18 protein-coding genes and 1 rRNA gene are annotated in these 22,352 nt (G+C 70.4%); 11 read left to right on the forward strand and 8 right to left on the reverse strand.

Annotated elements, in window-relative coordinates; translation table 11 throughout:
• Window positions 1–95 (forward strand): 5S ribosomal RNA (gene rrf, locus ABZ027_RS17435); the annotation flags it as partial.
• A 101-nt stretch (window positions 96–196) separates the two neighbouring features.
• Here rrf and ABZ027_RS17440 read toward each other — a convergent pair.
• From ABZ027_RS17440 to ABZ027_RS17460, 5 genes are read right to left on the reverse strand one after another with little or no spacing between them, the layout of a single operon-like run.
• Window positions 197–1,507, reverse strand: a complete 1,311-nt coding sequence (locus tag ABZ027_RS17440; protein ID WP_356769084.1) for a DUF58 domain-containing protein — start codon at window positions 1,505–1,507, stop codon at window positions 197–199.
• A complete protein-coding gene (locus ABZ027_RS17445; RefSeq protein ID WP_356769326.1) occupies window positions 1,507–2,496 on the reverse strand; it encodes a MoxR family ATPase in 990 nt (329 codons plus the stop codon). Before ABZ027_RS17445 ends, ABZ027_RS17440 begins: the two co-directional genes overlap by 1 nt.
• Window positions 2,496–3,695, reverse strand: coding sequence for a DUF4350 domain-containing protein (locus ABZ027_RS17450; RefSeq protein WP_356769086.1), 1,200 nt, complete (start codon window positions 3,693–3,695; stop codon window positions 2,496–2,498). Before ABZ027_RS17450 ends, ABZ027_RS17445 begins: the two co-directional genes overlap by 1 nt.
• Entirely contained in the window at window positions 3,692–4,522 is an 831-nt protein-coding gene (locus ABZ027_RS17455) for a DUF4129 domain-containing protein (protein WP_356769087.1), read from the reverse strand. The genes ABZ027_RS17450 and ABZ027_RS17455 overlap by 4 nt, the downstream gene beginning before the upstream one ends.
• 4 nt (window positions 4,523–4,526) lie before the next feature.
• On the reverse strand, window positions 4,527–5,918 hold the full coding sequence (locus tag ABZ027_RS17460; protein WP_356769089.1) for a glycerophosphoryl diester phosphodiesterase membrane domain-containing protein: 1,392 nt from the start codon (window positions 5,916–5,918) through the stop codon (window positions 4,527–4,529).
• A 138-nt stretch (window positions 5,919–6,056) separates the two neighbouring features.
• Here ABZ027_RS17460 and mtnA point away from each other — a divergent pair, with 138 nt between their 5' ends.
• The 7 genes from mtnA (at window position 6,057) to ABZ027_RS17495 (ending at window position 14,890) form a co-directional block, all read left to right on the forward strand.
• A complete protein-coding gene (gene mtnA, locus ABZ027_RS17465; protein WP_356769091.1) occupies window positions 6,057–7,205 on the forward strand; it encodes an S-methyl-5-thioribose-1-phosphate isomerase in 1,149 nt (382 codons plus the stop codon).
• Between the two features lie 15 nt (window positions 7,206–7,220).
• Window positions 7,221–7,898 (forward strand): two-component system response regulator MtrA, encoded by a 678-nt coding sequence (gene mtrA / locus ABZ027_RS17470; protein ID WP_005486885.1) that lies wholly within the window; start codon window positions 7,221–7,223, stop codon window positions 7,896–7,898.
• 1 nt (window position 7,899) lies between these two features.
• A complete protein-coding gene (gene mtrB / locus ABZ027_RS17475) occupies window positions 7,900–10,035 on the forward strand; it encodes an MtrAB system histidine kinase MtrB (protein ID WP_356769093.1) in 2,136 nt (711 codons plus the stop codon).
• A gap of 37 nt (window positions 10,036–10,072) precedes the next feature.
• Entirely contained in the window at window positions 10,073–11,857 is a 1,785-nt protein-coding gene (locus ABZ027_RS17480) for an LpqB family beta-propeller domain-containing protein (RefSeq protein WP_356769095.1), read from the forward strand.
• Window positions 11,858–11,943: 86 nt separating this feature from the next.
• Window positions 11,944–12,933, forward strand: a complete 990-nt coding sequence (locus ABZ027_RS17485) for a ComF family protein (protein ID WP_356769097.1) — start codon at window positions 11,944–11,946, stop codon at window positions 12,931–12,933.
• A 313-nt stretch (window positions 12,934–13,246) separates the two neighbouring features.
• Window positions 13,247–13,939, forward strand: a complete 693-nt coding sequence (gene raiA, locus ABZ027_RS17490; protein ID WP_356769099.1) for a ribosome-associated translation inhibitor RaiA — start codon at window positions 13,247–13,249, stop codon at window positions 13,937–13,939.
• A gap of 204 nt (window positions 13,940–14,143) precedes the next feature.
• Entirely contained in the window at window positions 14,144–14,890 is a 747-nt protein-coding gene (locus ABZ027_RS17495; protein ID WP_356769101.1) for a response regulator transcription factor, read from the forward strand.
• Window positions 14,891–14,915: 25 nt separating this feature from the next.
• On the opposite strand, the gene ABZ027_RS17500 is transcribed toward ABZ027_RS17495, so the two are convergent.
• Both ABZ027_RS17500 and ABZ027_RS17505 read right to left on the reverse strand, forming a co-directional pair.
• The gene (locus ABZ027_RS17500; protein ID WP_356769103.1) at window positions 14,916–16,088 is read right to left on the reverse strand and encodes a crosslink repair DNA glycosylase YcaQ family protein; all 1,173 of its coding nucleotides are present in this window, start codon (window positions 16,086–16,088) and stop codon (window positions 14,916–14,918) included.
• A gap of 104 nt (window positions 16,089–16,192) precedes the next feature.
• The gene (locus ABZ027_RS17505) at window positions 16,193–16,780 is read right to left on the reverse strand and encodes a GNAT family N-acetyltransferase (protein WP_356769105.1); all 588 of its coding nucleotides are present in this window, start codon (window positions 16,778–16,780) and stop codon (window positions 16,193–16,195) included.
• 281 nt (window positions 16,781–17,061) lie between these two features.
• On the opposite strand from ABZ027_RS17505, the gene secA reads away from it, so the two are divergent.
• Window positions 17,062–19,899 carry a preprotein translocase subunit SecA gene (gene secA / locus ABZ027_RS17510; RefSeq protein ID WP_356769107.1) on the forward strand — a complete coding sequence of 946 codons (2,838 nt, stop codon included), beginning with the start codon at window positions 17,062–17,064 and terminating at the stop codon, window positions 19,897–19,899.
• A 156-nt stretch (window positions 19,900–20,055) separates the two neighbouring features.
• On the opposite strand, the gene ABZ027_RS17515 is transcribed toward secA, so the two are convergent.
• Complete coding sequence (locus ABZ027_RS17515) at window positions 20,056–20,703, reverse strand: Rv3235 family protein (RefSeq protein ID WP_356769109.1); 648 nt, start codon at window positions 20,701–20,703, stop codon at window positions 20,056–20,058.
• Between the two features lie 343 nt (window positions 20,704–21,046).
• On the opposite strand from ABZ027_RS17515, the gene ABZ027_RS17520 reads away from it, so the two are divergent.
• Both ABZ027_RS17520 and ABZ027_RS17525 read left to right on the forward strand, forming a co-directional pair.
• Window positions 21,047–21,562 carry a hypothetical protein gene (locus ABZ027_RS17520; protein ID WP_356769111.1) on the forward strand — a complete coding sequence of 172 codons (516 nt, stop codon included), beginning with the start codon at window positions 21,047–21,049 and terminating at the stop codon, window positions 21,560–21,562.
• A gap of 104 nt (window positions 21,563–21,666) precedes the next feature.
• Window positions 21,667–22,332, forward strand: coding sequence for an HAD family hydrolase (locus ABZ027_RS17525; protein WP_356769113.1), 666 nt, complete (start codon window positions 21,667–21,669; stop codon window positions 22,330–22,332).
• Window positions 22,333–22,352: the final 20 nt, after the last annotated feature.

Consider the following 22,352-nt stretch of genomic DNA (forward strand, 5'->3'; position numbering starts at 1 on the left):
AAACGCCCGGTTACATTTCGAACCCGGAAGCTAAGCCTTACAGCGCCGATGGTACTGCAGGGGGGACCCTGTGGGAGAGTAGGACGCCGCCGAACAATTATTGGGAAAACCCCCGTGCCATGGGCACGGGGGTTTTCTGCGTTTAGGGGAAAGAAAGGGGCAGGCCACCGTCCCTTTGGTCCGAGGGGATCTCGGATCAGAGACGGCCTGCTGCCTTGAGTGCCAGATATGCGTCTGCCAATGCGGGAGCCAGCTCGTCGGGTGTCGCGTCGACGACCGTGACGCCGTGCCGACGCAGCTGTTCCGCGGTGCGGTGGCGCTCAGTCTGGGCCTGGGCGGCGGCTGCGGCCTCGTAGACGGCGTCGGTGTTGCCGCGTGCTGTGGCCATGCGGGCGATATGAGGGTCCGCGACCGATGCGAGCAGAACCGTGTGTCGCTGGGTGAGTTGGGAAAGGACGGGCAGTAGGCCCTCCTCGACGGGGGCTGTGTCGAGGGTCGTGAGCAGGACGATCAACGAACGGCGCGGGGCGAACCTGAGAGCGGTGGCCGCGAGACCTCGGGCGTCCGTTTCCACGAGTTCGGGTTCGAGGGTGGCCATCGAGTTGACCAGGGATGGCAGAACATCACCGGCCGAGCGGCCCTGGACGAGGGCGCGTACCCGGCGGTCGTATGCGAGAAGGTCGACGCGGTCGCCGGCGCGGGAGGCCAGGGCTGCCAGAAGCAGGGCCGCGTCCATGGAGGCGTCGAGTCGTGGAGCATCGCCCACCCGGCCGGCGGAGGTGCGGCCGGTGTCTAGGACCAGAAGGATGTGACGGTCACGTTCAGGGCGCCAGGTGCGTACCGCGACTGTGGTCTGCCGGGCCGTTGCGCGCCAGTCGATGGAGCGGGTGTCGTCGCCGGGGACGTACTCGCGGAGGCTGTCGAATTCCGTCCCCTCGCCGCGGGTGAGGACGCTGGTGCGGCCGTCCAGTTCACGCAGACGGGCCAGCTTGGAGGGCAGGTGCTTACGGCTGGTGAAGGGAGGCAGGACACGCACCGTCCAGGGAACCTTGTGGGTGCCCTGGCGGGAGAACAGGCCGAGGGGGCCGAAGGATCGGATCGTGACGCGGTCCGTCTGGCGGTCGCCGCGGCGGGTCGGTCGCAGCCGGGTGGTCACGCGGCGGCGTTCGCCCGCGGGCACCGTCAGACGGTGACGGGACGCCCCGATTTCCGTGCCGGGCTGCCAGCTGCTGGGGGGCCAGGCGTCGCGCAGGTGGGCGCGGAGCGTCCTGCGGGACGGGTTGGTGATCGTGAGGGTGACGTCTGCGGGGTCGCCGAGGCGTACGGAGGTGTCGCCGGACCGGGTCAGGCCTAGGCGTCGTACGGGTGCTGCAAGCGCGAAGTCGCAGGCACAGGCGACAGCCAAGGGGGCGTTGACGGCGAGAAGACCTGTCCAGCCGGGTTCCCAGACGCCTACCGGGAGGGAACCCAGGGCCGCGAGGAGGGCAGTGCGCCCGGTGAGCGCCATCAGCGGGGAACGGGGACGTGAGCGAGGATCGCGTTGATGACGGAGTCCGCCGTCACGCCTTCCATCTCGGCCTCCGGGCGAAGCTGCACGCGGTGGCGGAGTGTGGGGAGTGCGAGTGCCTTGACGTCGTCGGGAGTGACGTAGTCGCGGCCCGTCAGCCAGGCCCAGGCGCGGGCTGTGGTGAGCAGGGCCGTCGCGCCTCGCGGGGAGACACCGAGAGTGAGGGACGGCGACTCACGGGTGGCACGGCAGATGTCCACCACATAGGCGGTGATCTCGGGAGAGACCGTCGTCTTGGCGACGGCGGCACGGGCAGCTTCCAGGTCGGCGGGGCCCGCGACCGGGCGTACGCCGGCGGCGTGCAGGTCGCGCGGGTTGAAGCCCTCGGCGTGCCGGGTGAGGACGTCGATCTCGTCCTGGCGGGAGGGGAGCGGAATCGTCAGCTTGAGGAGGAAACGATCCAGCTGTGCTTCGGGGAGGGGGTACGTGCCTTCGTACTCGACGGGGTTCTGGGTCGCGGCGACCAGGAACGGCTCGGGGAGTGGGCGTGGGGTGCCGTCGACGGTGACCTGGCGTTCCTCCATGGCTTCCAGGAGGGACGACTGGGTTTTGGGCGGGGTGCGGTTGATTTCGTCGGCCAGCAGGAGGTTGGTGAAGACAGGGCCGGGCTGGAAGGAGAACTCCGCTGAGCGGGTGTCGTAGACGAGGGAACCGGTCACGTCGCTCGGCATCAGGTCGGGGGTGAACTGGACGCGCTTGGTATCGAGTTCGAGTGCGGATGCGAGGGTGCGGACGAGCAAGGTCTTGGCGACCCCGGGGACTCCTTCGAGGAGAACGTGTCCGCGGCAGAGGAGCGCGACGACGAGGCCGGTCACGGCGGGGTCCTGGCCGACCACGGCTTTGGCGATCTCGGCGCGCAGGGCTTCCAGGGAGGCGCGGGCGGCGCCCGCGTCCCCGGCGTACCCGGCGTTGTCAGTGGTCGGGTCCATCATGGACGGCGTACCTCTCTTTCGAGGGCGTCGAGTTGGTCGGCGAGGCAGATGAGGGCTGTGTCGTCGTTCGGCGACGGGCCGAAGAGGAGGGACTGCATGGCCTGTCCGTCTCCAGGGCTGTGGAGGTGGGCGGACAGGGCGGGGAGCAGGGCCTCGGGCGAGTGCGCCTGGGTCACGGGGACGCCTACGAGGGGAGCGAGGCGGGTGCGAGTGGTGGAGCGAAGAGCGGCGGCCGCGCGGTCGCGGGCGTTCGCCTTGCGGTAGAGGCGGGCGCGGCCTTCGACGGTTTCGGAGGCGCGGATCGCCACGGGGAGTTTTTCGGGCACGAGGGGGCCGAGTCGGCGTGCTCGCCAGAGGGCGGCGAGTGCCGCGGCGATGAACAGTTGCAGCGTGCCCCAGAGCCAGCCCGACGGGAGCAGATCGAAGAAACCCTTTTCGTCGTCCGTGTCGGCGGCCGAGTCGGAGAGCGAGGGGAGGTACCAGACCAGATGGGCGCGGGAGCCGAGGAGTTGGAGGGCGAGCGAGGCGTTGCCCTGCTCGTCGAGGGTGTCGTTGTAGAGGATGTCGGGTGCGCCGAGCGCGATCGTGTCGCCGTCGCCGGACGTGTCCGGGACACGTACCAGGGTGGCCAGGCGCTCGCTGGGGTAGCACTCGTCCGCGCCGGGGCGGGTGACGGTGTAGCGGATCCCGCCCGTGTCGGCCGCGCCGGCGCGCTGGGCGGCGGGCAGGTCGCAGGCGGGGGAGAGTGTGGAGTCGAGGCTGGTGGCGGGGCTGGCGACGATGCCGGGGACGAGCCCTTCGATGGACGCGCTGCCCGGGGCGACGAGGACGGTGCGGCCTCCTGCACCGTCCGTGGCGGCGTGCAGCTGACTTTGCTGACGTTCGGTCAGCAGGTCGGGGACGGCCACCAGGAGGGTGGTGTCCGGGCCGGTCGCGGAGCGTGCCTCGGCCAGGGTGGTGACGACGCGCGTGGAGACGCCCCGGTCGGCGAGGAGTTCGGCGACGGCGCGGCTGCCGTATGGGGTGGCGGAGCGCGGGTCCAGGCTGCCTTGGTGGCTGTCGGAGCGGATCGCCGCGATGGCGATGGCCCCCACCAGGAGGAGAACGAGGGCGAGGATGACGCCTCGCGCGCGGGTCCACACCTGACGGGTGGTGGGCGACGCCGAGGTGGACGGGAGCGTGACCTCGGTGGTCATTCGGCGGCTCCCTGGCGGGTGTCGTGGTCCGCACTGTGGCTGCTGCTGCTGCTGCTGCTCGCGAGCTGGGGCTTGGTGCGCTCGAGGTCTCGGTCGAGTTCGGCGATGCGGTGGTACGACTGCTCGCTCGCCCTTCGGCCGCCGTATGTCACATCGTCGAAGTCCCGGGCGGCGGTGCGCAGTCGGGTCGCCTGGGAGGGCAGGGTGCGGCCCGCCTCCACGGCAGCCTCGTCGGCGGTGCGGCCGGGGCGGAGGTCGAGGAGGGCGCGTTCCTCCAGGGATCTGACGATGGCCCGCATGTGTTCCTGGACGGCCTGGTTCCAGTGGCCCTGGGCGGCATGTGCCTCCGCGGCCGCGCGGTGTTCGGCGGCGCTGCGGGGGCGGTCGTCGAACAGGACGGATGAGGAGGCCGGTTCGCGGCGTGGGGTGCCCAGACGCCACCACAGGGCGGCCAGGACCGCGAGTACGGCCACGATGACGACGACCAGGCCGAGCGGGCCTCCGGGGGTGGCGGCCGAGGCTGCGTTGAACAGTTTGTCGACCCAGTCCCAGAACGCGTTCAGGGCACGTTGGAACAGGCCGGGGTCGTTCTCGTGGTACATCCGCTTGGACAGCTCGCGTCGGGCGGCCTCCCGCGCGGGGTCGCGGGGGATCGTCAGCGGCGGCGCGTCGTCGGAGCGAGACAGCGACAGGACGGACGCGGTGTCGGCGGTGCGCAGGGCCGCCCTGACGACTGTGTCGCCCGCGCGCAGCACGAGACGTACGGCCGAGTCGGCGGCGTGCGGCGGCGTCGATACGGCTGTGAGAACTCCCCCCGTCGGATTCACCGCATCAGCTCCCGGGGGTGGGGCCGTAGCCCTGGACGCCGGCGGCGCGGGCCAGTTCGAGATCGAGAGCCTCGCGGCGGATGCGCTGGTCGACGTAAAGGAGCACGGTGACGCCCGCGGTGATCGGGAAGGTGATCATGGAGCCGATCACCGAGCCGACGCCGCTGATGATGAGGAAGCTCCAGCCGAGGCCGCCGGAGCCGTTGAGCAGGCTGCCGATGCCGTCCCCGCTGAATGCGGCGGCGAGGAAGGTGAAGGGGAGGACCACGATCGCCGAGACGATACCCGCGATGACCGACGCGAGCAGTTGGATGCCGAAGATCCGCCACCAGGAGCCGCGGACCAGCTTCGCCGACCGGCTCATCGACTTGGTGATGCTCTGCTTCTCCAGCATCAGCGCGGGGGAGGCCAGCGAGAAGCGGATCCCCAGCCAGAGGGCGACGACGGAGGTGCCCATGGCGCCGAGGACGGCGAGCGCGACGCCTCCGGCGGTCTCGCCCGAGACGGCCAGGAGGATGCCGGGGACCGCGCCGGCCACAACGACACCGACGACGATGAGCAGCAGCAGGAAGATCAGGCCGAGAAGCTTCAGCACCTGCGGGCGGGCGTCACGCCAGGCCTCGCCGGTGGTGACCGACTTGCCGAGCACCGCACGGCTGGTGACGGTCGTGAGCAGGGCGGTCGCGGCGACCGTGCCGATCAGCGAGATCACGAAGACGACGGAGGAGCCGAGCATGGCGTCACCCATGGCGCGGGTCAGTTCGTCGAGCGTGGCGCTCGGGTCGTTGAGGGCTTCACTGCCGGCGGTGTCGTTCAGGACCAGGCCCTGAAGCAGGATGACGATGATCTCCGTGACCACGGCGACGGTCAGGGAGATGCCGAGGACGGTGCGCCAGTGGGCGCGCATGGTGGAGACGGCGCCGTCGAGGATCTCGCCGACGCCGAGCGGGCGCAGGGGGATGACGCCGGGCTTGGCCGCCGGTGGGGGCCCGCCCCAGCCGCCGTGCCCGGGGTAGCCGCCGGGCGGGCCGTAGCCGCCTCCCCAGCCACCGTGTCCGGGCGGGCCGTAGCCGCCGGGGACGCCGTAGCCTCCGGGGCCGGCCTGGGGCGGGGCGCCCCAGCCGCCCGGGCCCGGCGGTGGGGGCGGCGGGGGTGGCGGGGCCTGGCCCGGGGCGGTGGGGCCGGTGGGCGCGGACCACTGGCCGGCCGGCGGCTGCTCCTTGGACCACTGCGAGCCGGGGCCTTGCGGGTCTGGTCCCGGGTGCTCCGATCCAGGTTGTTCCGCGGGGTTCGTGGTGCCGGGGCGGTCGGCGGGCTCGGCGGGACCGGACGCACCGGGCTGCTGCCCGTCGGACGGGGCGGATCCGGGCGAGGCCCAGCCCGGAGTGTCGTTCATCGTCGCTCCTTCACGGTGCCCGTCCGCGGGCGCGGCGGCAGTGCCAGCCATCGTGCCATGGGGTGGTCACCCAGTGACCAGCCGCGGTATGGGCTGCACACCTTCAATTGTCCGCCGGATAACGGGCAGACTGATCACATGGCTGATCAGTACGCGCAAACCAGCGAGGACAGCAGGCCGACCGACATACCGGCGATCCGCTGGGAAGAGCCACCCGAAGGCCCCGTGCTGGTGCTTCTGGACCAGACGAGGCTGCCGGCCGAGGAGGTGGAACTCGTTTGTACGGATGCGCCCGCGCTGGTGGAGGCGATCCGTTCGCTCGCCGTGCGGGGGGCACCGTTGCTCGGTATCGCGGGGGCGTACGGTGTCGCGCTCGCCGCCGTGCGTGGGTTCGACGTGGACGACGCCGCGGCGGCGCTGGCGGGGGCGCGTCCCACCGCGGTGAACCTGGCCCGGGGAGTGCGCAGGGCGCATTCCGCGTACCGGGCCGAGCTCGGCAGGGGCGGTGACGCCGGGCAGGCCGCGGGGGCCGCGCTGGCCGCCGCGCGCAGGCTGCACCAGGAAGACGCCCAGGCCAGCGCCCGGATGGCCGAGCACGGTCTGGCGCTGCTGGACGAGCTGCTGCCGGGCGGGGGGCACCGGATCCTGACCCACTGCAACACCGGGGCACTGGTGTCGGGCGGCGAGGGGACGGCGTTCGCGGTGGCCCTGGAGGCCCATCGGGCTGGGCGTCTCCGGCGTCTGTGGGTGGACGAAACGCGTCCGTTGCTGCAAGGTGCTCGCCTGACGGCGTACGAGGCGGCTCGCAGCGGTATGGCGTACACACTGCTGACCGACAATGCGGCGGGCTCGCTTTTCGCGGCCGGAGAGGTGGACGCGGTGCTCATCGGCGCGGACCGCATCGCGGCCGACGGCTCGGTGGCGAACAAGGTGGGGAGCTATCCGCTCGCGGTGCTCGCGCGGTACCACCATGTTCCGTTCATCGTGGTGGCGCCGTTGACGACGGTGGATCCGGACACGCCGGACGGGGCGTCCATCGAGGTCGAACAACGCCCCGGTCATGAAGTGACCGAGCTCACAGCACCCCAGGTGCCGGTGGCGGGAGCGGAAGCGGGAGGCGGAATTCCGGTGGCACCCCTGGGGACCCAGGCGTACAACCCGGCGTTCGATGTGACGCCGTCCGAACTGGTGACGGCGATCGTCACCGAAGAGGGCGCCGTTTCGCCCGTGACAGCTGAGGCACTTGCCCAGCTGTGTGCCAGGTCACGCCAGGTAACGATTAGCTAATGGGATGATGTCGTTATGAAGGGACGAGTCCTTGTCGTCGACGACGACACCGCACTGGCCGAGATGCTCGGCATTGTGCTGCGTGGTGAAGGTTTTGAGCCGTCTTTCGTAGCTGACGGCGACAAGGCGCTGGCCGCTTTCCGTGAGGCCAAACCCGACCTCGTGCTGCTCGATCTGATGCTGCCGGGCCGGGACGGTATCGAGGTGTGCCGCCTGATCAGGGCGGAGTCCGGGGTGCCGATCGTGATGCTCACGGCCAAGAGCGACACCGTCGACGTCGTCGTGGGGCTGGAGTCGGGGGCCGACGACTACATCGTGAAGCCGTTCAAGCCGAAGGAGCTGGTGGCCCGGATCCGGGCGCGGCTGCGGAGGTCCGAGGAGCCGGCGCCCGAGCAGCTCGCCATCGGCGATCTGGTCATCGATGTGGCAGGTCACTCCGTGAAACGGGAGGGGCAGTCGATCGCGCTGACGCCCCTGGAGTTCGATCTGCTGGTCGCCCTCGCCCGCAAGCCCTGGCAGGTCTTCACGCGTGAGGTGCTGCTGGAGCAGGTCTGGGGCTACCGGCATGCTGCGGACACCCGGCTGGTGAACGTGCATGTGCAGCGGCTGCGCTCCAAGGTCGAGAAGGACCCTGAGCGGCCGGAGATCGTGGTGACCGTCCGGGGTGTGGGATACAAGGCAGGACCCAGCTGACATGTCAGGAGACAGTGCCGCTTCGTCGCCCGGACGGACCGGGGCTCGCGCGGGGCGGCCTGTCGGCCGGAGCACGGGAGGCTCCCGTTGGGGACGCCTTCTGGAGAGCGGGCTGCTGCAGGGCGGCGTCCAGGGCAGCCCGGTCCTGCGGCTGTTCATGCGCTGGATACGCCGGCCGTTGCTGCCCGTCATGCGGCTGTGGCGGCGCAACATCCAGCTCAAGGTCGTGGTCACCACCCTGCTGATGTCGCTGGGTGTGGTTCTGCTGCTGGGCTTCGTCGTCATCGGACAGGTACGCAACGGACTGCTCGACGCCAAGGTGAAGGCGTCGCAGAGCCAGGCCACCGGGGGTTTCGCGGTGGCCAAGCAGAAAGCCGACGAGGCGGCGGCCGGGACCGGGGACGACGGCGCCCCGGTGGACGACCGTGCCGAGCAGAACGTCATCCAGTGGATGAGTGACCTGGTCGAGTCGCTCTCCAGCGGCGGCCAGAGCGCCTTCGACGTGGTGACGCTTCCCGCGGGCGACGACAGCGGCGGCGGGCGCGGGCCCCGCGCCTCCGGTGACGTCGATCCGTCGGCCAGCGTGCCCGAGGGCCTGCGTGAGCGGGTCGACGACAACACGGTGGCGGCCCAGAGCTACACGCGCATCGTCTACAGCTCCACCAAGGACTCTCAGCCGGCCCTGGTGATCGGCAAACAGGTCAACGATCCGAACGGCGATCCGTACCAGCTGTACTACCTCTTCCCGCTCACCCAGGAGGAGAAGTCGCTGAGCCTGGTCAAGGGGACCCTGGCGACGGCCGGTCTCTTCGTGGTCGTCCTGCTGGGGGCCATCGCGTGGCTGGTGGTGCGGCAGGTCGTCACGCCGGTGCGGATGGCGGCCGGGATCGCGGAGCGGTTGTCCGCCGGACGCCTGCAGGAGCGGATGAAGGTCACCGGCGAGGACGACATCGCGCGGCTCGGCGAGGCCTTCAACAAGATGGCGCAGAACCTTCAGCTGAAGATCCAGCAGTTGGAGGACCTGTCGCGGATGCAGCGGCGGTTCGTGTCGGACGTGTCGCACGAGCTGCGCACTCCGCTGACGACCGTCCGGATGGCGGCCGACGTCATCCATGAGGCGCGTGAGGACTTCGACCCCGTGACGGCGAGGTCGGCGGAACTGCTCGCCGACCAGCTGGACCGGTTCGAGTCGCTGCTCGCGGACCTGTTGGAGATCAGTCGCTTCGACGCGGGAGCGGCGGCGCTGGAGGCCGAGCCGATCGATCTGAGGGAGGTCGTGCGGCGGGTCGTCAGCGGGGCCGAGCCGCTCGCCGAGCGCAAGGAGACGACGATCAGGGTGGTCGGCGACCAGCAGCCCGTGGTCGCGGAGGTCGACGCCCGGCGGGTCGAGCGAGTGTTGCGCAACCTCGTGGTCAACGCCGTGGAACACGGTGAGGGCAAGGACGTCGTGGTCAAGCTCGCCGCGGCGGGCGGGGCGGTCGCGGTCGCGGTGCGCGACTACGGCGTGGGACTCAAGCCCGGTGAGGCGACCCGTGTCTTCAGTCGCTTCTGGCGGGCAGACCCGGCACGTGCTCGCACCACGGGCGGTACGGGCCTGGGGCTGTCCATCGCCCTGGAGGACGCCCGGCTGCATGGCGGCTGGCTGCAGGCCTGGGGCGAGCCGGGCGGCGGCTCTCAGTTCCGGCTGACGCTGCCCCGCACCGCGGACGAGCCGCTGCGGGGCTCCCCGATACCGCTGGAGCCCAAGGACTCGCGCCGCAATCGCGGCCTCGACGACGCCGGGCTGCCGCGCGGGGGCGGCGAGAAGACGGCGACCGTGCCCGCCCAGCCGACGGACGGCCGGGGGCCGTCACGGAACCCGATCGCGCCGCGCCAGACGTCCTCGGCACCCACGGCGGACCCGACGGCGTTGCCCGGCAACGGCGCGCGCGTGGTGCCCCGGCCGGCGTCGAGCGGGCGACGGCAGGACGAGCCGTCCACCGGGAACGGGGGCGGGCCGCAGGGCACTGCCGCGAACGGGCCGGAGGACGACTCGCCGGGTTCTGCCGGGGATGCGTCGGCGGGGTCGGCAGCGGCTTCGTCGGGCAGGGCGTCCACGGATCCGTACGAGCAAGGGGAGAGGTTTCGTGGGCGTTGAGCGCGAGGGGGGCGCCCGGCGCCGAGGGGGGCGCGTGATGGCGTACTCCGCCTGCGGTGTCGTTCTGTTGGCCGGGTGCGCCTCGATGCCCGACAGCGGGGATCTGCGGGGTGTCGAGTCGACGCCCCGCCAGGACACACAGGTGCGGGTGTTCGCCATGCCGCCCCAGGAGGATGCGAAGCCCCCGACGATCGTGCAGGGCTTCCTGGAGGCGCTGACCAGCGACGATCCGCACTATGAGACGGCCCGTAAGTATCTGACCGCCGAGGCCGCGAAGACCTGGCAGCCGGAGCGGGTCACCACGGTGCTCGCCGAAGGGCCGGGCCTCGTCGTCGAGCCCTCGGGCGGACGGCAGGACTCCGACGACCTCCTGTTCACGCTGACCGGCAGCAAGGTCGCCGCGGTGGACTCTCAGGGGGCGTACGCTCCCGCCGGCGGGAGCTATCACCAGTCGGTGCACCTCGTCCGGGATCCGAAGACGGACCAGTGGCGCATCGACGGGCTCCCGCAGGGCGTCGTGATGGGCAAGTCGGACTTCCAGCGCAACTACATGTCCGTCGACAAGTACTACTTCGCCTCGAACACCACCCCCACGACGGGCGCGCAGACCGTGGCGGTAGCCGACCCGGTGTACGTGCGTGAGCGCGTGGACGCCATGACGCAGATGGTGCGGTCCCTGCTCAGGGGGCCCACGACCTGGCTGGGACCGGTCGTCAGGTCCAGCTTCCCGACCGGGACGGAGCTGCGGAAAGGCGTCACCGCACTGACCCCGGACGACCAGAACAAGCTGACCGTGCCGCTGAACGACAAGGCCGCCCGGATCGGTTCGACCGTGTGCGACTCCATGGCGGCGCAGATCCTGTTCACCCTGCAGAAGCTCACGCCTGCGGTGGACGAGGTCGCCCTGGAGGCGCGCGGCAAGCAGCTCTGCTCGCTCGCCGAGGACCAGGCCGACCGCGTCGCCGTGCGCGGTTCGGTGCAGGATCCCGCGTACCTGTACTTCGTCGACGGCAAGCACCGGCTGGTGCGGACCGCGGCCGACGGCAGTGGCGGGAAGCCCGATCCCGTCCCGGGGGTGCTGGGGGAGGGCGACAAGGACCTCCAGTCGGTGGCGGTGTCGCGTGACGAGCGCAAGGCGGCGGGTGTCTCCATCGACGGCAAGTCGCTGTACGTCGAGTCGATGGCGTCGGGCGGGTCGCTCGGGAACCCCGTGCTGACCAGCGGCGGCGCGACTCCACGCGACCGTCTGACCGCGCCCAGTTGGGACACGGAGGGCGATCTGTGGGTGGCCGACCGCAATCCCCGTGACTCCCGGCTGTTGTTGCTGGAGCAGGGCGCGGGGGAGCCGCTCACGGTGGAGACCCCGGGCCTGGACGGACGTATCAAGGACGTTCGGGTGGCCGCCGACGGGGTGCGGATCGCGCTCGTGGTGGAGAAGGACGGCCGGCAGTCGCTGCTCATCGGCCGGATCGAGCGCGGCGAGAAGTCCGGCGGTGGGCCGCTCGTCTCGGTTCAGGAACTGCGCTCCGCGGCCTCGGAGCTGGAGGAGGTCACGACCATCTCCTGGGCCGGTGACAGCCGGCTCGTGGTGGTCGGACGCGAGCAGGAGGGCGTGCAGCAGATGCGGTACGTCCAGGTCGACGGCTCCACCCCGGAGGGGCCGCCGCCGGCGGCGCTGACCGGCGTGAAGGAGATCGCCGCGTCCGAGGACGACCAGTTGCCGCTGGTGGCGTACTCGGAGGACGGGATCGTGCGGCTGCCGTCAGGGGCGCAGTGGCAGAAGGTGGACGCGGACGGGACGGCGCCGGTCTATCCGGGGTGAGCCGGGCAACGGTCGGTGAGCTGTTATCCACAGGCAGTTGTCCACAGGGGTGGTCGGGGCGCGTCGGCGTTGGCACAGTGGTGGGCATGCGGGGGTGGTGGCAGGACCTCACCGACCTGGTGCTGCCGGCCGAGTGCGGGGGATGCGGAAGGCCTCGCACGGTGCTCTGCCCGGAGTGCCGTGCGGCCCTGAGCGGGGCCGTACCGCGCCGGGCGCGACCGGTGCCGGAACCGCCGGGCCTGCCGGTCGTGCACGCGGCGGCACGGTACGGCGACGAGGTGCGCGCGGTGCTGCTGGCCCACAAGGAGCGGGGCGCGTTGGCACTTGCCGCGCCGCTCGGGGTGGCGTTGGCGGGAGCGGTGCGGGCGGGAGCGGCGTGGGCGGACGAGCCGGTGGTGCTCGTCCCGGTGCCCTCCGCGCGCAGGGCGGTTCGGGCGCGAGGGCATGATCCGGCGCGGCGGATCGCACTCGCGGCGGCCCGTGAGTTGCGGAGAGGCGGGGCCTCCGCGCGGGTGGCGGCCGTGCTGCGGCAACGCCGGGATGTGGCCGACCAGGCGGCGCTGAACTCCCGGCAGCGGCTGGAGAACCTCGCGGGCGCGCTGGCCGTGCTTCCGGGCGGTGGGCGGCTGCTGGCCGGCGGGTCGGTGGTGCTCGTCGACGACCTGATGACCACCGGGGCGTCCTTGGCGGAGGCGGCGCGCGCGGTGCGGGCGGAGTTGGCGGACGGGACGACGGGGGCGATGTCGGAGGCGGGGATGACGGCGGGCGAGGTGCGGCCGTGGGGTTTGGATCCCGGTGGACAGGCGGGCTGGGGGATTGGTCGCACGGTTGATGTGGGGGATCTGGGTGAGTGCCGGTCGGATGCTGGGGCGGGGGAGTGCCAGGGGCCGAATGCGTCGGTGTACTGGGCGGGAACTCGGGAAAGCAGAGAGGAACGGATGCCCCGGGTGACGCAGGAGGAGGCGGGGCGGGTGCTTGGCCGACGGGGAACAGCGGGTGGCGGAGCTGCCCGTGACGTGCTCTGTGCGGCTGTGGTCGCGGCCACGCCGGATGCCTTCGAAATCAACCGGAACTGACTGTGAACTTGCATCGTTGCAGGTAATAAGAGCGCCAATTCACCTGAACGGAGGTACGCCGCAGTAGAGGGTGACGCCATCCGTCCGGGCGAGATATGTTCGGTTGTGAGAGAGAAAGGCGCAGGCCACACCTCTCATCTCTGAATGCCGTGCTATGGGATTTTCACCATCACCCGCGCCGGTGGAATGGAGACCTTGCCCGCGGGGGAGGAGGTGGACGTCACCGAGTCCGAGGTTCCGGGACTCACCGGAGCCTGGTGCAAAAGGGAGACGCTCCGCAGCGAGGCGGGGCGTTCCGGGAACGGAGTTCTGCGTGGACATCGTCGTCAAGGGCCGCAAGACCGAGGTGCCCGAGCGGTTCCGCAAGCACGTGGCCGAGAAGCTGAAGCTGGAGAAGATCCAGAAGCTCGACGGCAAGGTGATCAGCCTCGACGTCGAGGTGTCCAAGGAGCCCAACCCCCGACAGGCCGACCGCTGTGACCGAGTGGAGATCACGCTCCGCTCCCGCGGACCGGTGATCAGGGCGGAAGCGGCAGCCAGCGACCCGTACGCGGCACTCGATCTGGCAGCGGAGAAGCTGGACGCGCGGCTGCGCAAGCAGCACGACAAGCGCCACACGCGCCGAGGATCACGACGGCTCACGGCGGCCGAGGTCGCCGATCACGTCCCGGACGCGGCGACGCTCAACGGAAATGGCCACGTCGTCCACGAGGAAGAGCCGGACGGCGTGCCCACGAAGAAGATCGGCTCACTGGAGATCAAGGGTGACGGCCCCCTCGTCGTCCGCGAAAAGACGCACGTCGCTTCCCCGATGACCCTCGACCAGGCCCTTTACGAGATGGAGCTGGTCGGGCACGACTTCTATCTGTTCATCGACTCCGAGACCAAGGAGCCGAGTGTCGTCTACCGGCGGCACGCCTACGACTATGGCGTCATCCACCTCAGCACGGACCCGATGGTCACTCAGGCGCAACCGACCGCCGCGGGTGGCACGTTGGGTGGCTGATCATCCGGTCGGCAGTTGAGCAGGTGCCCCTGGTGCGCGTGTGCGCCCCCAGGGGCACCGGCGTGCGACCACTTCGCGCCCCGCTCTGTCACCGCAGTGTCGTCCGGGCATGAAATCATGGTCGCACCGGCCCAACCGGCGGGTCGTTGCCTTGCGTTGGCGATGGCACAGAACCACAGGCCACAGCCTTCAGGGGGAGGAACGATGGCGGACACCTTCGGACCGATGCAGGACGAGGACGCCGGCCACGGCGCCGTCGGCATGAGCCCGGACCAGGGCGCGCCACGCAAGGAACCGATCCGCGTCCTGGTGGTGGACGACCACGCCCTCTTCCGCCGTGGCCTGGAGATCGTGCTCGCCGCCGAGGAGGACATCCAGGTCGTCGGCGAGGCCGGCGATGGCGCGGAAGCCGTGGACAAGGCCGCCGACCTGCTGCCGGACATCGTGCTGATGGACGTACGGATGCCCAAGCGGGGCGGTATCGAGGCGTGCACCTCCATCAAGGAGGTCGCTCCCAGCGCGAAGATCATCATGTTGACGATCAGCGACGAGGAGGCCGACCTCTACGAAGCGATCAAGGCGGGCGCGACCGGATATCTGCTCAAGGAGATCTCCACGGACGAAGTGTCCACCGCGATTCGCGCGGTGGCCGACGGGCAGTCGCAGATCAGCCCGTCGATGGCGTCGAAGCTGCTCACCGAGTTCAAGTCGATGATCCAGCGGACCGACGAGCGTCGGCTCGTGCCGGCGCCCAGGCTCACCGACCGTGAACTGGAAGTGCTCAAGCTCGTCGCGACGGGGATGAACAACCGGGACATCGCCAAGCAGCTGTTCATCTCCGAGAACACCGTGAAGAACCACGTGCGCAACATCCTGGAGAAGCTGCAGCTGCACTCCAGGATGGAGGCCGTCGTCTACGCGATGCGGGAGAAGATCCTCGAGATCCAGTAGCTCCTGTGTCGGCGGAACCTGGTGATCAGGCGAGGGCGTGGGTGAGTTCTCTGGTAAGGGGCTCGCGGAGGTCCGGGGCGTCCACCCGTTCCACGCGGACGTCCGTGCAGTCCACCCAGCTCGCCGCCTCGACCAGGGCCTGTGCGACCGCCGGGACCGCCTTCGGGCCGTTCAGGGTGACCTGCCGGGCGACCAGGGTGCGGCCCTCACGGGCCGGGTCCACGCGGCCGACCAGGTGGCCGCCGGCCAGCACCGGCATCGCGAAGTAGCCGTACACCCGCTTCGGCTTGGGGACGTACGCCTCCAGGCGGTGGGTGAAGCCGAAGATGCGTTCGGTGCGGGCCCGCTCCCAGATGAGGGAGTCGAAGGGGGACAGCAGCGTGGTGCGGTGGCGGCCGCGCGGGGGTGTCTCCAGGGCCGCGGGGTCCGCCCAGGCCTGTTTGCCCCAGCCCTCGACCGTGACCGGGACCAGACCCGAGTCCCCGATCACCGCGTCGACCTGCTCGCCCTTGAGACGGTGGTAGTCGGCGATGTCGGCGCGGGTGCCCACACCCAGGGACTGGCCGGCCAGGCGGACCAGGCGGCGCAGGCACTCCGTGTCGTCCAGGTCGTCGTGCAACAGGGGTTCCGGTACGGCGCGTTCGGCGAGGTCGTAGACGCGCTTCCAGCCGCGGCGTTCCACGCAGACCACCTCGCCGTACATGAGGGCGCGCTCCACGGCCACCTTCGCTCCGGACCAGTCCCACCACTCGCTGGTCCTCTTGGCGCCGCCCAACTCCGTGGCCGTGAGGGGGCCTTCGGCGCGGAGGTGCTTGATGACCTGCTCGTAGGCGCCGTCCGGGAGGTCGTGGTTCCAGTGCGGGCGGTTGCGGTAGGCGCGGCGGCGGAAGGCGAAGTGGGGCCACTCCTCGATGGGGAGGATGCAGGCGGCGTGGGACCAGTACTCGAAGGCGTGGGTGTCTTTCCAGTAGGCGTTCTCGATGGTCTTGCGGCCCATGGTTCCCAGGCGGGCGTACGGGATGAGTTCGTGGGAGCGGGCCAGGACCGAGATGGTGTCGAGTTGGACCGCGCCGAGGTGACGGAGCACACCTCGCACGCCGGACCTGCGGTCCGGGGCGCCGAGGAAGCCTTGGGCTCTCAGGGCGAGGCGGCGGGCCTCGTCTGCGGAGAGGGGGGTGGAGGGGCGCGGGGTCGTCATGGGTTCGCACCCTAGGGGGTGGGACTGACAGTGGGGGCTGAACTGGGGGTTTGTGGGGTTTGGGGTTCTGGTGCGGACCGTTGGCCCGGTCACTGGGGGCCCGGTCACTGGGGCCCGGCGGGGGCCGGCGTCGGGACGTAGGGAGTGGTGGAGGGCAGCGACAGGTCCGAGGGGAGCAGGGAGGCGAGCCAGCAGTCTCGGCGTACGCCCTTGTTGGTGATGGCGGAGCGGAGGGTGCCCTCGATGGTGAAGCCCGCTCGTTCCGCCACCGCGCGGGAGGGATGGTTGCCCACTTCGGCGCGCCACTCCACGCGGTCGACGTGGGCTCGGGTGAAGGCCCAGTGGCAGGCGCTGCGGGCGGCCTCCGTCAGGTAGCCGTTGCCGCGGTGCTCCTTCGTGCCCCAGAAGCCGATCTCGGCCGTGCCGGGGGAGCGCATGGTGATGCTGAGCATGCCCACGAGGTCCTCCCCTGCGGGCAGGAAGACACCCCACGTGTACATCGTGTCGCAGGCCCAGCCCTCGGGGGCCACCTGCTCCGTGAAGCTCCGGGCGTGCTCGCGGAGGTAGGGCACGGGGATCGTGGTCCAGCGCTGGATGTCGGGGTCCTGGGCGGCCGCGTACACGGAGTCGGTGTGCCGCGCGGTGACCGTGCGCAGGACGAGGCGGTCCGTGGTGAGCGTGACGGGGTCCATCGGGCGATTCTGCTCAGGAGGCGGGCCGGGACGCCATCCTTCAGCCCTACGTGAGCGGGTGATCACAATTCGTGCAATTCGTCGGCGGGAGGCGGCACCATCCGCGGGGCCCGGCCGTTGTCCCCTTTGAAGAAGATTTGAATCAGGTGCGCGAAGCGGCGGACGGTCGTCGTCGCGGCAGGCCTCCCGGCGCGGTGGGGTCCTCGCATACGATGGCCGTTGCTCAGTAGTCCAATAAAGACCGACCGTCCCAGGCCCGACCGGCAAGGAGACCAACCCCCGTGTCCGTCCTCTCAAAGATCATGCGTGCAGGCGAAGGAAAAATCCTGCGCAAGCTGCACCGCATCGCGGACCAGGTCAGCTCCATCGAAGAGGACTTCGTCGACCTCTCCGACGCCGAGCTGCGGGCCCTCACCGATGAGTACAAGCAGCGGTACGCCGACGGCGAGAGCTTGGACGACCTGCTTCCCGAGGCCTTCGCGACCGTGCGTGAGGCCGCCAAGCGGGTGCTCGGCCAGCGTCACTACGACGTCCAGATGATGGGTGGTGCGGCCCTCCACCTCGGCTATGTGGCCGAGATGAAGACCGGTGAGGGCAAGACCCTCGTCGGCACCCTGCCCGCGTATCTGAACGCCATCGCGGGCAAGGGCGTCCACCTGATCACGGTCAACGACTACCTGGCCGAGCGCGACTCCGAAATGATGGGCCGCGTCCACAAGTTCCTGGGCCTGAGCGTCGGCTGCATCCTGGCCAACATGACCCCGGCCCAGCGCCGTGAGCAGTACGCCTGCGACATCACCTACGGCACGAACAACGAGTTCGGCTTCGACTACCTGCGCGACAACATGGCGTGGTCCCAGGACGAACTCGTCCAGCGTGGCCACAACTTCGCCATCGTCGACGAGGTCGACTCGATCCTCGTCGACGAAGCCCGTACGCCGCTGATCATCTCCGGCCCGGCCGACCAGGCCACCAAGTGGTACGGCGACTTCGCCAAGCTGGTCACCCGCCTGAAGAAGGGCGAGGCCGGCAACCCCCTCAAGGGCATCGAGGAGACCGGCGACTACGAGGTCGACGAGAAGAAGCGCACGGTCGCCATCCACGAGTCCGGTGTCTCCAAGGTCGAGGACTGGCTGGGCATCGACAACCTCTACGAGTCGGTGAACACCCCTCTGGTGGGCTACCTGAACAACGCCATCAAGGCCAAGGAGCTCTTCAAGAAGGACAAGGACTACGTCGTCATCGACGGCGAAGTCATGATCGTCGACGAGCACACCGGCCGTATCCTCGCCGGCCGCCGCTACAACGAGGGCATGCACCAGGCGATCGAGGCGAAGGAAGGGGTGGACATCAAGGACGAGAACCAGACCCTCGCCACCATCACCCTGCAGAACTTCTTCCGCCTCTACAAGCGCCACGACCAGAACGGCAAGGAACTGCCCGGTCTCTCCGGCATGACCGGTACGGCGATGACCGAGGCCGCCGAGTTCCACCAGATCTACAAGCTCGGCGTCGTCCCGATCCCGACCAACCGTCCGATGGTCCGCAAGGACCAGTCCGACCTGATCTACCGCACCGAGGTCGCGAAGTTCGAGGCGGTCGTCGACGACATCGTCGAGAAGCACGAGAAGGGCCAGCCGATCCTCGTCGGTACGACGTCGGTCGAGAAGTCCGAGTACCTCTCGCAGCAGCTCTCCAAGCGCGGCATCCAGCACGAGGTGCTGAACGCGAAGCAGCACGACCGTGAGGCGCCGATCATCGCCCAGGCCGGCCGCAAGGGCGCCGTGACGGTCGCCACCAACATGGCCGGCCGTGGTACCGACATCAAACTCGGCGGCAACCCCGACGACCTCGCCGAGGCGGAGCTGCGCCAGCGCGGACTCGACCCCGAGCAGCACATCGAGGAGTGGGCCGCGGCCCTGCCCGCCGCCCTGGAGAAGGCCGAGCAGGCCGTCAAGGCGGAGTTCGAGGAGGTCAAGGACCTCGGCGGGCTCTATGTCCTCGGCACCGAACGGCACGAGTCGCGTCGCATCGACAACCAGCTGCGCGGTCGTTCCGGCCGTCAGGGCGACCCCGGTGAGTCGCGCTTCTACCTGTCCCTCGGTGACGACCTGATGCGCCTGTTCAAGGCCCAGATGGTCGAGCGCGTGATGTCCATGGCGAACGTCCCGGACGACGTGCCGATCGAGAACAAGATGGTCACCCGCGCGATCGCGTCCGCCCAGTCGCAGGTCGAGCAGCAGAACTTCGAGACCCGTAAGAACGTCCTGAAGTACGACGAGGTCCTCAACCGGCAGCGCGAGGTCATCTACGGCGAGCGGCGTCGCGTCCTGGAGGGCGAGGACCTGCACGAGCAGGTGCAGCACTTCATGAACGACACCATCGACGCGTACGTCTCCGCGGAGACCGCCGAGGGCTTCCCCGAGGACTGGGACCTCGACCGGCTGTGGGGCGCGTTCAAGCAGCTCTACCCGGTGAAGGTCACCGTCGAGGAGCTGGAGGAGGCAGCCGGCGACCGGGCCGGACTGACCGCCGAGTACATCTCCGAGTCCATCAAGGACGACATCCACGAGCAGTACGAGGGCCGCGAGAAGCAGCTCGGCTCCGAGATCATGCGTGAGCTGGAGCGCCGGGTCGTGCTGTCGGTCCTGGACCGCAAGTGGCGCGAGCACCTCTACGAGATGGACTACCTCCAGGAGGGCATCGGCCTGCGGGCGATGGCCCAGAAGGACCCGCTGGTCGAGTACCAGCGCGAGGGCTTCGACATGTTCACCGCCATGATGGAGGGCATCAAGGAGGAGTCCGTCGGCTACCTGTTCAACCTGGAGGTCCAGGTCGAGCAGCAGGTCGAGGAGGTCCCCGTCGAGGACGAGAAGCCGTCGCTCGAAAAGGACGCGGTGCCGGCGCAGGCGGGCGCCCGCCCCGAGATCCGCGCCAAGGGACTCGACGTCCCGCAGCGCCGGGAACTGCACTTCTCCGCGCCCACCGTGGACGGGGAGGGCGGCGTCGTCGAGGGCGACTTCACCGACGACGAGGAGCCGGTGCGTTCCGAGGCCGACGGTCTCACGCGCGCGGAGCGGCGCAAGCAGTCCCGTGGCGGGCGCCGCCGCAAGAAGTGAGGTCCGTGTGAGGCGACGCCGCGAGAGCGACTGTGTGGTCGACGTGACGGTGCGGTCGCCAGCGTCGCTGTAGCGATCGGCGAAGGGCCGGGTCACCATTGGTGCCCGGCCCTTCGGCATGCGGTGACCGCGGTGGACGGGCGGGGGCGGTGGGCGTCAGTCGTCGTCCGTCTCCGGCCTGCGTGGGCCGCCCAGTTCCACCGCCGTGCAGCGCCAGCGCAGGTCCCTGCCCTGCTCCAGCCGGAAGGCCATGGCGCGCAACTGGTCACCGGCTCCGATGCGGGCGAAAACCTCGATGGCGCCCGGGCGGGGGACGAAGTAGCCGATGTCCCGGACGACCGGCGCGGTGCCCCGGGTGGTGCGCAGGGGGCCGCGATCGGCGAGCCAGGCCAGTTCGTCGTAGGCACGGCCCGCGGTGTGCCGGAGCATCCAGTGAACGGGCCGTCGGCCGCTCAGGACCGCGAGCAGACGGTCGGCGAACACGTCGGTGGGGCGGGGCTGCGGAAGCGGCCTGGGCGCGGTCTGAGCGGGGACGGGGGGAGCGACGGACGCGGGTGCGGCCACGGGCGTGGGCGTGGGGGAAGCGAGGGCGGAGGAGGCGGGTGGGCGGTTGTCTAGGGGCCTGGTACGCAGCGACGGGCCTCCGCCGCCCGGGGAGCCCGGAGGGCGGCCGTCCGGGGTCGTGGTGCGGGTGGTGCCCCCGCCCGGTGTGCGAGGGGGCGTGCCGCCGGGACGGCGCTGGTCGCGACGGCTCGGTGGGCGGGCGCCGGGGTGGTGGCTCGCCCTGGTCATGACCTTGTTCATGTGAGTCCCCGTTCGCGATCGGCCCGGCTGTACCGGGCAGTAACTTCGTGGTTGGGGATCTTGTACGGGGCGGTGGGGCCTGGAAGCAAGGTGACGGAGGCTTCGGGCGGGGCGCCGGGGAGGTTCACTTATCCGAGTGGTTGAGGACGGAAAAGGCCGTGGTGGCGAGGGTGTGAGGGGTGATTTTCCAGGTCGAGGGTTGACGCCTGCGGGAGGGTGGGCAGGGACTCGAAAGGGGACGCCCCGCACGTATCCTGAGGGCCGTCCGGGAGATGCGGATTCGCGCTTCCGGAACCTGTGCGGAAGCCTCCGACCACGGAACCGACCACGAAAGCGGCCAGCCATGCGCGTCTACGTCCCCCTGACCCTTCCCGGTCTCGCCGAGGCGTACAAGACGGGAGAGCTGGGGAGCGGGCCGTTCGTCGCCTACGCGGTGACGCCGGCGTTGCGCGAGTGGTACCTCTCTGACGACATCGAGGAGTTGGAGTACGCGGCGCTGAACCGTGCCGCGCAGGCCGCGCTGCGGCTGCTGGCGGCGGACCCGGACGCGGCGCGACGCCGGGTCGTGGTCGCCGTGGACGTACCCGACGGGACGGCGAGCGCCGATCCCGACCGGGCACTGGATCCGGCGGTGCTGGGCGAGGTGCGGGTCACCGGGGCCGTACGGCTGGCCAAGGCGGCTGCCGTGCACGTCGACTCGGACGACGCGCAGACCGATGTGGCCGCCGCGGCCGAGGCGATCACGGCGGCGGACGGCGGGGACGACGACGCGCAGTTCGTCGTGGACGGGGCCGAGGACCACGAGTTGCTCTGGTTCGCGACGCAGGAGATCCCGAACCTGGTGGGGCCGGTGGGCTGAGCGGGCAGCTCGGCGCGCCTCTCGGATGCAGCGCCTGACAGCCCCTGGGTGGCGTTCTGGCCTGTGCTCACTTGATTGTCAGTGGCGGCGGGTACTTTTCTGACATGGGGAAGCAGACAGGCGCACACATCGTCTGGGACTGGAACGGCACGCTGTTCCACGACAACGAGGCGATCATCGGGGCGACGAACGCGGCGTTCGCCGAGCTGGGACTGGCGCCGCTCACGCTGGAGCAGTACCGGGCGCTGTACTGCGTGCCGGTGCCGAAGTTCTACGAGCGGCTGATGGGGCGGCTGCCCACCGATGCCGAGTGGGAGGTCATGGACGAGACCTTCCACCGGTACTACTCCGAGCACCGGGTGGGGTGCGGACTCACCCCCGGGGTGACGGAGCTGCTCTCGGGGTGGCGGTCGGCGGGGCGCAGCCAGTCGATCCTGAGCATGTACGTCCATGACGAACTCGTCCCGCTGGTACGGGGGTTCGGGATCGAGGCGCACTTCGTGCGGGTGGACGGGCGGACCGGACCGTCGGGCGGGAGCAAGGCAGAGCACATGGTGCGGCACCTCGCGGCGCTCGCCGGGGTGGACCCGGCCCGGACCGTGGTGATCGGGGACGCGGCGGACGACGCGGTGGCGGCGCTGCATGTGGGGGCGCGGGCGGTGCTGTACACCGGGGGATCCCACGGGCGGGCCAGCCTGGAGGAGATAGGGGTGCCCGTGGTGGACACGCTGGCGGAGGCGGTCGTGGAGGCGGAGCGGCTGGCGGCGTGAGGGGCGGGGCGGGCCTGCAT

It is taken from the genome of Streptomyces sp. NPDC006332 (assembly GCF_040612855.1).
In the GTDB taxonomy this organism is placed as follows: Bacteria; Actinomycetota; Actinomycetes; order Streptomycetales; family Streptomycetaceae; genus Streptomyces.